We start from the raw sequence: 9,696 nt of genomic DNA, 5'->3' as shown, positions 1-9,696 counted from the left end.
CTCGAGCGCTTCCACAAAGACCGTATCGTCTTTTGCCTCCCATTCTTCCCGGCACTTTTTCTCGTCCCAGTTCAAAAAGTACTGCAGCACCTCTGTCTTCGATTCACGCAAGTTGCTCCATACTTTATAATACAACTCTTTGATCTGCCTTCCAGACATGCGGAAAACTTGGCTCCCTTGCTTGCCTCTTGTCGAATCCAATACACTAATTGTTTCTCTTCTTCTAGTAATGGCCAGGTACCAAGCATAATTTCTCTGTATCTGAGAGTAGATCTCTCTCCTTTTTACGCTAAAATATTTCAAATATCCTACAGGGTCCCCATGATATGGCTCGATGTCTTCCAAGTATTCTTTGTATTCCTCGTCATTTCGCAGCATTCTCTCCACAGCTAGTGCTTCCCAAGCCATCCTCCGATACGATACTTTCTGGCCAGCCCAACAGACACAGAGCTCGAACATCTTTTGACAGCCCTTGCATAATCCGTATTGTGTGAATACTCCCTCTGGGCAGAAGTATATGTCAATACCATAGAGGAAAAGATGTTTAATTTCGTCAGACCGAAATCCAAGAAACTGTAAGACATTCATATTCTCGGAAGTATTGGGAAATTGTGCTTTCAGTTTCTTTCTCTCTAGCAAAACCATTTGACTCCCTTTCCGCTTATACGACTCTTTGTTAATGTCGGTGACTGGATGGAATCTATTATCCTCAGCATTGCCATCTTTATTGGCGTCCTCCTTGGCACTAGCGTTGGTACTTTCAGTGGTAGTAGCATTAGTGCTGGAGTTGGTACTTTCAGTGGTAGTAGCACTAGTGTTGGAGTTGGTACTTTCAGTGGTAGTAGCACTAGTGCTGGAGTTGGTACTTTCAGTGGTAGTAGCACTAGTCCTGACGTTGGTACCTTCAGTGGTAGTGGCATGAAATATACTCATTATACAGCAGTTCTTATTTTAATGAATTATTTAATATTCAAGAAGATGAATTATATAATTTATATAATATTGGCTCTGTAAGTGTGGATAATGACAGAGGATATATAGAAGTATTTTCTTTAGAAGCTCTTTATAAACAGAATAAATCTTATTATCAATACAAATAGAATGCAAAAGACATACTTTACTTATAGAAGATATTTATGAAAAGATAAATAAATCAGCAGAAATGGCAAGACATTCTCAGGAGATATTCAGCGATATAGAAAGTAAAATTGAGGAAACTTCTAAGATAATGAGTGATATAAGTCATACAGCAGTAGAGCAGGAGGCAGGAGTAGATCAGGTAACCTGTATAACATACTCATCTATCATACCTTTTTCAGTAGAGCTTAAAGATTCTATATAAGAACCAACAATTCTTGCTACAATTTTATTTTTAGCATCCAATTCAGCTGCTTGTTTAGAAGTAAGTTCTCTCCTGAATTTATCATCTGAATCTATATCTTCTGCCGGAGAACCCATCCCCATAGACTAGCATACACCTTGTTCAAAAACAAAAAGCAATCACACAAAAAGACAATATAGAAACGGACTTAATAAACTAGAAGAATACTGCCTCCGAAGGAGCACCTGCGGTGAAATGAATAAGAAAAATATTTTATTTATTAAAGCAAGAGAAGCTGATGATTTTATAACGGAAGTCAATTCAAGTCTTTTTTTGTTCTTCACAGGCCGGTCAACTACTGACGGTGTAAATTGGCAAGTAGAGCCTAATTCTTCAGCTTATGATAATGCTGATTCGGTATATTCTTATAGTGCTCTTGGAGGAGATTTACCTCCTATACAAAAAAAGATAAGAACTCCTGAAGAGCCTAATTGGATAAAACTTGATAATGTAAGATATTATAATTCTATCCCTGCTCAGATTATTAGCCTCTGTAGAATTAATTATTCTTATAGGAGCTTCATCTTCTTTGGAACAGATTATACCTCCGATTGCAGATTCTGAAGATTTTAATATGGTTTCTCTCCTTACAATACAAGTTTTTCCTGTTTCATTAATATTTATTATTATTAATTCATAATAAGGTAAAGGATTAAGAGTAGCAGGTACGCTTCTAGATATGAAGGCAAGATTTAAGCCATGAACTACTTGTTTTCCTAGATAAAGCATTAATTCTCTGCGAGCTCCTAATAAATGAGTTCCTTTCTCAAAAATATCTTTAAGCTCCTCAGATATATTATTTTTTTGTATAATATTAATAATATCAATGATAAATTGAATACTCATTCAGAAGAATATAAAAGAGAAATAGAAAGTTTAAATAATAAAATAAATGAATCTAAAGAGGAGCAAACTAAATTTTTAGAAGAAGAGAAAGAAAACTTAAATAATTTTAAAGAAGAGCTTTCTAATAGTTTTGATTCTAAAATAGATGAAAGAATAGAAAAAAATAATTTTAATTATAATAATATAATGCTGGAACGTTTGGAAAATGCTAAAAAGTTATGTATTCAGGGAGCTGAGGCTATTGGCAACTTTGTTTATGGCGGACGTTTGGGTAATGGCCAAGATGAAGGCTATAAATATAGAGGCAGAGGCATTATTCAGCTTACTGGAAAAAATAATTATAAAAACTATGGTAAAAGCCATTTCTTATTTATTCCTATTTTATTAATACAGCAGGTTATTTATGATAATATTAAGTTGCTTATAATGGAAACATTGATTAGTGCTAGAAATATAGAAAAGAAATTTAATAAAAATATTATTTTAAAGAACGTAGGAACTACTCCTTATCTTAATGGAGATTATTCTACCCCATAGCTTACAGTTACAAAATAACAATATTTTAAATTATCTGATAATTTATTTAAAACAACTGTTGTAGGAATTGAAGAGATTTTTACATTTACTGATACTGGTTTAACTATTAGTGCTTTATGGAAAGAAGTTATTTATCAAAAATAATGATAAAATTTTGATAAAAAGTTGGCTGCAAAAAGCCTCTTTTTTATTTGCATTGAAAAATATTTATATAAAAAAGTTATAAAAATATTTTATATACTATTGACATTTATTTATATTTGTGTTATATTTATTATTAAATAATAAATGATTTAAAGAATATCTTGAGTAATGGATATTCTTTAAAGGAGTTGTTATATGATTAGATATTCTTCTAAACTAAGAACAACATGTTCTCTAAAAAGTCAATCTGTTGGTCCTTGGCAAGTACCTGTTGCGGATGTCGGTGTTAGAAGGTGTACTGAACTTGTAGCATAACCATCTATAGCATAAAAATTAAATCTATCTAATCTTCCATCCAAATAAGCAGAACTATCATAAAGCGGATTATTTCCTACATATCTATAAATATACATATCTGTTATACTAACTTCAGAAGGGAATGGCATTCCTTCTGTTGTTTTATCTTTAAGTTTTCCAAATGCCTCAATAGCTTGAGAAGCATCTGCATTAATATATACATTTAATTTACTCATTATTGCTAAACTCAAAAAAGCCTTTGAGAAAATCGATAATAAATTATCGATTTGGCTTTTTTTCGTTTTTTATTCCTTTTTTATTATTGCTAATTATTTACCGTAATAGTTTCTATTTCCCATAAACCTTGTCTTTCTTTTTTTATAGTTTTATTTCCCTGTTTTATTTCAGATGAAGAATTGTTTGATTTAGTTTTCTCTTCTACTTCTATAATATAAGGCAAATTTAAAGAAGCTGTATAATAAAGCAGAAGTCTTTGCAAACTCATTTCCATCATACAGTCTTCTGTCAACCCATAGCTATTAGAGAATATATGGAGAACATACAGATGTTGATAAGAATGGTAAAATTATAATTTTGTTATTAGAACTGAATACTAGTTATTCAGGTTCTACATATAATGGTTATTTTTATGGAAATGATTTGCTATTGGATAAAAATAATAATGCTGAGATATTATATATGGATATAAAAATAGTTAATGAAAATCCTGAGTATATAGCATTCGGAGGCATATAATATACTTCACACCAACCTTTATCATCTATTTCATAATAATAATAATAATAATTATCAATAGCTAATAAGAGACCTCCATTATTAATCATATCGTTTTTCAAAATTGATGAGTGGGGAGATATAGCAAATAGTTTAGTAATATCCATTATTTTAGAACTAGCTTCATATACATCATTCATCTTATTTACACTGTCTGCTACTATATCACCAGCCTTATTTAAAGATTCCTTAGCATCTAACACCATAGAAGTGCTTTGTGAAACACTTTCTGCTGATTCTTTGATAGCACCAGCCATCTCATTCATAGAAGCAGCAGTCTCTTCCAAGCTGGAAGCCTGAGACTCATACCTGCAATTTTTCTAAGTTTAAAATACTCTGCCATATCTAAAGCAGTATCTCCATGGTCATCTTCTATATTTACATCGGCTCCTTTTTCTACTAGAAATTTAACATACGGTTCAGCAAACCTTGATCCTGATGATGCACAAGCCCAAATTAAAGAAGTGTATCCATTATAATCTTGAGCATTAATATCTGCACCTTTTTCTAATAAAACTTCWGCTAATTTTATACGATTAAACTTGTAAGATGTACTATTTTATCTTTAATAAAAACATTCAGCGACTTACCAGCACCTTTGCAGGCAGCAAGTGTAGGATTTGTTTCTTTAGCAGCAGGTTTCGGTCCTGCTTTAAAAGCTATAGTGGGACTTTCAAAAGGAATAACAGAAGCTAAGAAAACTATAAAAGATTTTAAAAATGCGGTATCTACATTAAAGACAGCCGCAAGCTCTATTCAAGGATTAAGTACAGCTTGGAAAGCATTAAATACAGTAATGGTTGCTACTCCTATTGGAATTGTTACAGCAGTTAGTGCAGGTCTTGCAGCATTGGCAGTAAATGCTTATAAGACAGGGCAAGAAATAAGAAAATTAAAAAAAGAACTTTATGATAATTCTACTACAGATACATCTGATTTGATGGGATTAAATAGAGAAGCTGATAATATAGCTTTACTATTTAGAGAATATAACAATTTAGCAAAAGCAAAAAATCTTGATGCAGAGGAAACAAAAAGATTAAATGAATTAACAGAAGAACTTACTTCATTATTTCCAAACTTAAAAACCAAAATGCTTGATGCTTACAGTGTTATAGATGCTAGAAAAGCTAAAGATGAAGATTTCATGACTTCAGAGGAAGCTGAAAAACTAGCTATAGCAGCTGAAAATTATAAAAAAGTAACAGAAGAATATAAGAAGGCACAAGAATATTTTGATAAAGGAATATATCAGGATTTAAATTCATTAGATGCGGCAGGTGCAGTTCGTCCAGAGTTATTAGAAGAAGCTAGAAAAGAAGTAGAGAAATGGAAGTCTCAGCAGGATGCATTAAATGCTGAGATTACTAGATTAAATACAAATATTAGAGAAAGAAAAGCTCTTTCAATAGACGGCATTAGTATAACAGATAAAGAAATAGAAGCGAATAATAATTTATCTGCGTCTACTAAAGATAAAACAAAAACTTATGAAGATTATTTAGCTTTACTAAAAAAAGCAGAGGCAGAGGAAAACAGAAGAGACTAAAAAGAATAATAGAACAATAATAACAAAGAAAGCCATAAAACAAAATGGGCGGGAATTAGAATAAAGTTATTATAATTCATCTTCCGATATATCAGTAATCTTTAATAATTTTTTCAAAAGTCCTATCTTTAGATCATCATTTTTATGCACTGGCACCGATATTCTCAAATCACTTCCTGACTTTACATAAATATAATGACTTCCATTTATTCTAGCAAGAAGCCAACCATGACTTTCTAATAATTTACAAAATTTTTTACCGCTTATGGTTTTCATAATACTACATCAATAGTTTTTATAATATTATCTTTATTATATTCTTCAATATCAACTGAAAGACATCCCTCAATAGCTTCTTTAATATTGAATTCTAATTCTTCCATAGTATTAGCTTGAGTAAAACAACCTTTTATAGATGGAACTTCTGCCCAGAAACCATCTTCATCTTGATGAACAATAACTTTAAAAACCATAATATATACCTCTGAAATAATTATATTTAATATCAATAAAAAAAACAATATATTATAAAATATAGTTATCTTCAATTTTCTTTATATATTCTATAACAGCATTATTATTAGGATCTAATTACAAAGCTTTCTCATAATCTTTCAACAAAGATTTTTCTAATTTAGATTTATCCTTATTCTTTTTAAAAAATTACATTTAAATCTCAATATAATGAAGATCACCATTATATAAATTATAGCATAAATAATTTTTTATATTTTAAAATTTTATTTACATACCCCACCCTTTTATTTCTATAACTTTATTTTGAAATTCTAATTTTAATTATATTTATAGTTTAATTAGAAATTAAAGCACCCACCCAAGTTCTTTATTATATTCTTATCAACATCTGTATGTTCTCCATATATTCTTACTTCTTCAGCATAATTATTATTAAATACATTCGCTATATAATCCAGACTTTCCTGATTATATCCGCTGCCCTCCATAACATATACAATCAATTTATCATACTCTGCTACTTTATAAAAATTATAAGGTTTATTTTCTTGCATTCTATAGTAAGCATAATAAGTTCTTTTTTCCATATTTCCGTCTGGATATATTAATCCTCCGCTTGATTCTATAGGGTTTGTAACATTATTCCTATTACAAGAAATAATAGATAAAATTAAAATGCTAATTATAAAAAGTATTTTTTTCATAAATATATTCTCCTATTTAATTTAATATTCCTTAATATTTCCGTCTTTATCAAATAATACATGTCTGTATTTAGGTGTATAAGACTTATCATCTTTACTAACTGTTTTATACATTTTGGATGCTTGTGCTGAATATGACTGAGGAATATCAATATTTATATAAGAAGGATTATTACCTACATAAGTGTCTTTATTCAAAGCTATTTGTACTCCATCAGAAAAATCTTTTGTTACTAAATTTCCAGATGTCTGAATACTTCCATTATAAGCCACTGCGGCACCTGGAAATAATGATACAGCATATCCTCCCTGCTGAATATACAGCTCAACTCCTGCAACTTCATTATTTTTTATTCCTTCAAGCCATTTTAATAATAAATCGTCCCAGCTGGATGCACCTGTAAAACTTACATTATTTAAAACTCTATTATAATCTTCAACTGATGAATATTTTGCTATATTTTGAAATACAGAAGGGTTATTATTCTCAAGAAGATAAAAAAACGGCAGGTGTTTATTTGGATTTTGTTGAGGACAGCAATGTAGATAATGATAAAAGCTATATAGTTTATTCTCTTCAAAGTTCAAATCCTAAATATGAGTTTGAATATTCAAGAGATATTTATCAAGTTAGTGTTTATTCTACAAGTTTAGAACATGCATTAACTCTTCAGAAAAAAATAGGTAAGTATTTTAATAGTTTGAAAAAAAAGATAGATAATATTGAGATATGCGGCTGTGATATAAGCAATGAAAGCCATTTTCGTATAGACAATGCATATCAGACAATGACAATAATAGAAATATTATATAAATATTAATATAAAGCTAGCATAATAACAATAAGGAGATATTATGAGTCAAACAAGTGTGCAAGAAAAAAAACAATAAGATACGGAAGTGCCAAAGTTTTGATAGGAGTTAATGCATGTTCTAAACTTGTAGAATAAACACTAACTTGATAAATATCTCTTGAATATTCAAACTCATATTTAGGATTTGAACTTTGAAGAGAATAAACTATATAGCTTTTATCATTATCTACATTGCTGTCCTCAACAAAATCCAAATAAACACCTGCCGTTTTTTTATCTTCTTGAGTAAGACTTTTTAATAATTGATAAATTACTCTATGCATATTTATAAACTCTATTTATTATTAGCTTTTTGTATTACTATATTCAAAGCACTTTTGACTGCCTCTTCTATATTCTCTCTGTTTGATTCAAATAGAGGTATTAACAAAGGCACTTCATTTTTATATTTATTTCCATATTCATTAAAAAAAGCATAATACCTATCGCCTTGCTCTTTATACCATTTTATTTTATTTTTCTCAGGTGCTGTGCCTCTTTTTCCGCTAATTGTAGTAATCTTCACATTGCTTTCAGTATTACTCTTTTTGTTTATTCTTGTTTCTTTTACAGTAAAATATTTATCAAAAGTCCAGCCTCTGCTTTTTGCTTTTGCATTAGCTTCTTTTGCTATTCTTCTAGCTTCTTTTAATGAGGCTTTTTTTACTTCATTCTTAAAATCAATTCCTAACTCTTCTAAAGTTTTCCTGAACTCATCAAACCCTGTAAGAGTTACTTTATTTTTTTCAGACATATTACTCTCTATTGTCAGCTTTTTTATTATTTACTAATTTCTTTATTGTAAATAGACATTCTATATTTTTATATGAAACATTCTCCATATTAATATCATCATTATAGTCAATGCCTTCTAAGTTTAGAAACTTTTTGAACTCAGCCAAAGTAACTACTTTATTATATTCGCTCGCTACACCGAGTAGGTGCCTATCGGAAAGCCCGCCGAGTGATTAGTATCACTCGGCGGGCTTTCCGCTTGCTTTTCTTCGTCATCATCTTGCGACAGCATACCTTCGGTACCTGCCTCTTGCGAAAGCACGCCTTCGGCGACTACTTTTCCGACATCAATGTCTATACTATTAATATCTTCAGTATCACTGCTCATATATAAAAGCCTTATTAAAAATTATTAAGCTGCATACGCTTGATCATTTGGAAGTAATCTTACAAATGCTGATTTTTGAATAGGAGCACCGTCTCCCCAATATCCTACTTGGAAACCTACCTGATTTGTTTTGCTGTATAGCTCATGCAAAACTTAAAGCTCCATAGACAAGCTGTCCATAATCCAATAATATTTTAAGTTTGCTAAGAAACCGAAATATTTTGTAGCTTCCAGCTTATCTTCGATAAAATCATTTTGCACAACTGTAATACCAAGTAAAATACTAGGCTGTCCCGCTATTAAACTTTCCTGCCAAATAGGACGGTCCTGCTTATCTTTTAATTTTCTTAAAGCAGCAACTGCTTTTTTATTAAGCATCCATACCGCTCCGTTTTGATATCCGCCTTCCAATCCGCTTACTGCATCTACTAAACCATCATAAGTTATAGCAGCACTTGCAGTTCCTACTTTTATATCTCTGTCAGTTGGAATAGCTGCTGTATTATCTGAAGTTTGAGCAAATATACCTAGAGGTTTATCCTGTCCATTTCCATATAAATAATTATGCTCTAATGTAGAAGCCAATTTATATGCTATTCTCTCCTCAACTAAACCTTGAATATCTATGTTGCTTTGCTTTATTAATCTTTTACTAAGTTTAACTAACTTAGTTAATTGATTAGGCTTCATTTCTCTTTTTCCAAAAGACATATTTGTATCTTCTGTAACTTCTGCGATTTCTGCTGTCCAATCAAGATCATTTAAATCACTTTCTAGTGTAGGTATTCCTATACTTGCATATCCATTCATAGCAGGAATGATATTTGATCTTTTTCTTATCTGTACTGCTTCATCTAAGTCTTTTATAATTTGCTTTACTAGATACTGCTATAGTATTTCCGCCGCCTTCAGCAACGCCTGCCTGAAGTGTTTCTCTTATTTCTTTATCATTACCTGTCCTAAACCATTTGTCAACACTTTAGAGAAAG

General features: G+C 30.7%; 14 protein-coding genes and 8 pseudogenes. 6 read left to right on the top strand and 16 right to left on the bottom strand.

The genetic code is table 11. The annotated features are described in order from the left end of the window. On the bottom strand, positions 1-645 hold a 645-nt coding region (locus tag BFL38_RS15935), incomplete at its 3' end, for a hypothetical protein (RefSeq protein ID WP_142950347.1). A 272-nt stretch (positions 646-917) separates the two neighbouring features. On the opposite strand from BFL38_RS15935, the pseudogene BFL38_RS15930 reads away from it, so the two are divergent. After that, a pseudogene (locus tag BFL38_RS15930) lies at positions 918-1,097 on the top strand (hypothetical protein); the annotation flags it as partial. Between the two features lie 65 nt (positions 1,098-1,162). Next, positions 1,163-1,342, top strand: coding sequence for a hypothetical protein (locus tag BFL38_RS15925; protein WP_083249438.1), 180 nt, complete (start codon positions 1,163-1,165; stop codon positions 1,340-1,342). Here the strand turns inward: BFL38_RS15925 and BFL38_RS14515 are convergent. Beyond that, positions 1,285-1,464 (bottom strand): annotated as a pseudogene (locus tag BFL38_RS14515) (hypothetical protein); the annotation flags it as partial. The gene BFL38_RS15925 and the pseudogene BFL38_RS14515 sit on opposite strands and share 58 nt — an antisense overlap. A 16-nt stretch (positions 1,465-1,480) precedes the next feature. Here BFL38_RS14515 and BFL38_RS15035 point away from each other — a divergent pair. Both BFL38_RS15035 and BFL38_RS15685 read left to right on the top strand, forming a co-directional pair. Beyond that, positions 1,481-1,648, top strand: a pseudogene (locus BFL38_RS15035) (tyrosine-type recombinase/integrase); the annotation flags it as partial. Positions 1,649-2,185: 537 nt separating this feature from the next. Beyond that, complete coding sequence (locus BFL38_RS15685) at positions 2,186-2,764, top strand: hypothetical protein (RefSeq protein WP_069727701.1); 579 nt, start codon at positions 2,186-2,188, stop codon at positions 2,762-2,764. A 386-nt stretch (positions 2,765-3,150) separates the two neighbouring features. On the opposite strand, the gene BFL38_RS14500 is transcribed toward BFL38_RS15685, so the two are convergent. The 5 genes and pseudogenes from BFL38_RS14500 to BFL38_RS14800 form a co-directional block, all read right to left on the bottom strand. Then, positions 3,151-3,441, bottom strand: coding sequence for a hypothetical protein (locus tag BFL38_RS14500; RefSeq protein WP_069727700.1), 291 nt, complete (start codon positions 3,439-3,441; stop codon positions 3,151-3,153). Between the two features lie 89 nt (positions 3,442-3,530). After that, positions 3,531-3,719, bottom strand: coding sequence for a hypothetical protein (locus BFL38_RS14495; RefSeq protein ID WP_013113818.1), 189 nt, complete (start codon positions 3,717-3,719; stop codon positions 3,531-3,533). Positions 3,720-3,852: 133 nt separating this feature from the next. Further along, positions 3,853-4,065, bottom strand: a pseudogene (locus BFL38_RS15680) (hypothetical protein); the annotation flags it as partial. A gap of 24 nt (positions 4,066-4,089) precedes the next feature. Further along, positions 4,090-4,311: pseudogene (locus BFL38_RS14805) on the bottom strand (methyl-accepting chemotaxis protein); the annotation flags it as partial. Beyond that, positions 4,263-4,541: pseudogene (locus BFL38_RS14800) on the bottom strand (ankyrin repeat domain-containing protein); the annotation flags it as partial. The pseudogenes BFL38_RS14805 and BFL38_RS14800, both read right to left, overlap by 49 nt. 57 nt (positions 4,542-4,598) lie before the next feature. Between BFL38_RS14800 and BFL38_RS14485 the strand changes: the two are divergent. Next, the gene (locus BFL38_RS14485) at positions 4,599-5,549 is read left to right on the top strand and encodes a phage tail tape measure protein (protein WP_069727698.1); all 951 of its coding nucleotides are present in this window, start codon (positions 4,599-4,601) and stop codon (positions 5,547-5,549) included. Between the two features lie 69 nt (positions 5,550-5,618). Here the strand turns inward: BFL38_RS14485 and BFL38_RS14480 are convergent, their stop codons facing one another. From BFL38_RS14480 to BFL38_RS14465, 4 genes are all read right to left on the bottom strand, one after another. Next, positions 5,619-5,825 (bottom strand): type II toxin-antitoxin system HicA family toxin, encoded by a 207-nt coding sequence (locus BFL38_RS14480; protein WP_069727697.1) that lies wholly within the window; start codon positions 5,823-5,825, stop codon positions 5,619-5,621. Continuing rightward, the gene (locus tag BFL38_RS14475; RefSeq protein WP_069727696.1) at positions 5,822-6,022 is read right to left on the bottom strand and encodes a type II toxin-antitoxin system HicB family antitoxin; all 201 of its coding nucleotides are present in this window, start codon (positions 6,020-6,022) and stop codon (positions 5,822-5,824) included. The genes BFL38_RS14480 and BFL38_RS14475 overlap by 4 nt, the downstream gene beginning before the upstream one ends. A gap of 342 nt (positions 6,023-6,364) precedes the next feature. Further along, positions 6,365-6,730, bottom strand: a complete 366-nt coding sequence (locus BFL38_RS14470) for a hypothetical protein (RefSeq protein ID WP_069727695.1) — start codon at positions 6,728-6,730, stop codon at positions 6,365-6,367. Between the two features lie 21 nt (positions 6,731-6,751). Then, positions 6,752-7,318: a hypothetical protein gene (locus tag BFL38_RS14465; RefSeq protein ID WP_256097293.1), complete on the bottom strand. Its 567-nt coding sequence runs from the start codon at positions 7,316-7,318 to the stop codon at positions 6,752-6,754. Here BFL38_RS14465 and BFL38_RS14460 point away from each other — a divergent pair. Continuing rightward, complete coding sequence (locus BFL38_RS14460) at positions 7,249-7,551, top strand: hypothetical protein (RefSeq protein WP_256097292.1); 303 nt, start codon at positions 7,249-7,251, stop codon at positions 7,549-7,551. The genes BFL38_RS14465 and BFL38_RS14460 overlap by 70 nt on opposite strands. A 32-nt stretch (positions 7,552-7,583) precedes the next feature. Here BFL38_RS14460 and BFL38_RS14455 read toward each other — a convergent pair whose 3' ends face one another. From BFL38_RS14455 to BFL38_RS14440, 5 genes and pseudogenes are all read right to left on the bottom strand, one after another. Further along, positions 7,584-7,868, bottom strand: coding sequence for a hypothetical protein (locus BFL38_RS14455; protein WP_069727693.1), 285 nt, complete (start codon positions 7,866-7,868; stop codon positions 7,584-7,586). Between the two features lie 11 nt (positions 7,869-7,879). Then, positions 7,880-8,338, bottom strand: a complete 459-nt coding sequence (locus tag BFL38_RS14450; protein ID WP_008730217.1) for a hypothetical protein — start codon at positions 8,336-8,338, stop codon at positions 7,880-7,882. 1 nt (position 8,339) lies between these two features. Beyond that, a pseudogene (locus tag BFL38_RS15675) lies at positions 8,340-8,432 on the bottom strand (head-tail adaptor protein); the annotation flags it as partial. An 80-nt stretch (positions 8,433-8,512) separates the two neighbouring features. Further along, a complete protein-coding gene (locus tag BFL38_RS15670; protein WP_069727692.1) occupies positions 8,513-8,707 on the bottom strand; it encodes a hypothetical protein in 195 nt (64 codons plus the stop codon). Between the two features lie 24 nt (positions 8,708-8,731). Then, positions 8,732-9,683, bottom strand: a pseudogene (locus BFL38_RS14440) (phage major capsid protein); the annotation flags it as partial. Positions 9,684-9,696: the final 13 nt, after the last annotated feature.

Source organism: Brachyspira hampsonii, from assembly GCF_001746205.1.
Classification (GTDB): Bacteria; Spirochaetota; Brachyspiria; order Brachyspirales; family Brachyspiraceae; genus Brachyspira; species Brachyspira hampsonii_B.
This window is presented reverse-complemented; position numbering and strand designations above follow the sequence as displayed.

Excerpts from the sequence above, each read along its gene's own strand:
- BFL38_RS14470 (WP_069727695.1), bottom strand. The coding sequence starts at position 6,730 with ATGAAAAAAATACTTTTTATAATTAGCATTTTAATTTTATCTATTATT.
- BFL38_RS14450 (WP_008730217.1), bottom strand. The coding sequence starts at position 8,338 with ATGTCTGAAAAAAATAAAGTAACTCTTACAGGGTTTGATGAGTTCAGG.
- BFL38_RS14475 (WP_069727696.1), bottom strand. The coding sequence starts at position 6,022 with ATGGTTTTTAAAGTTATTGTTCATCAAGATGAAGATGGTTTCTGGGCA.
- BFL38_RS14495 (WP_013113818.1), bottom strand. The coding sequence starts at position 3,719 with ATGATGGAAATGAGTTTGCAAAGACTTCTGCTTTATTATACAGCTTCT.
- BFL38_RS15925 (WP_083249438.1), top strand. The coding sequence starts at position 1,163 with ATGGCAAGACATTCTCAGGAGATATTCAGCGATATAGAAAGTAAAATT.
- BFL38_RS15670 (WP_069727692.1), bottom strand. The coding sequence starts at position 8,707 with ATGAGCAGTGATACTGAAGATATTAATAGTATAGACATTGATGTCGGA.
- BFL38_RS14455 (WP_069727693.1), bottom strand. The coding sequence starts at position 7,868 with ATGCATAGAGTAATTTATCAATTATTAAAAAGTCTTACTCAAGAAGAT.
- BFL38_RS14480 (WP_069727697.1), bottom strand. The coding sequence starts at position 5,825 with ATGAAAACCATAAGCGGTAAAAAATTTTGTAAATTATTAGAAAGTCAT.
- BFL38_RS14500 (WP_069727700.1), bottom strand. The coding sequence starts at position 3,441 with ATGAGTAAATTAAATGTATATATTAATGCAGATGCTTCTCAAGCTATT.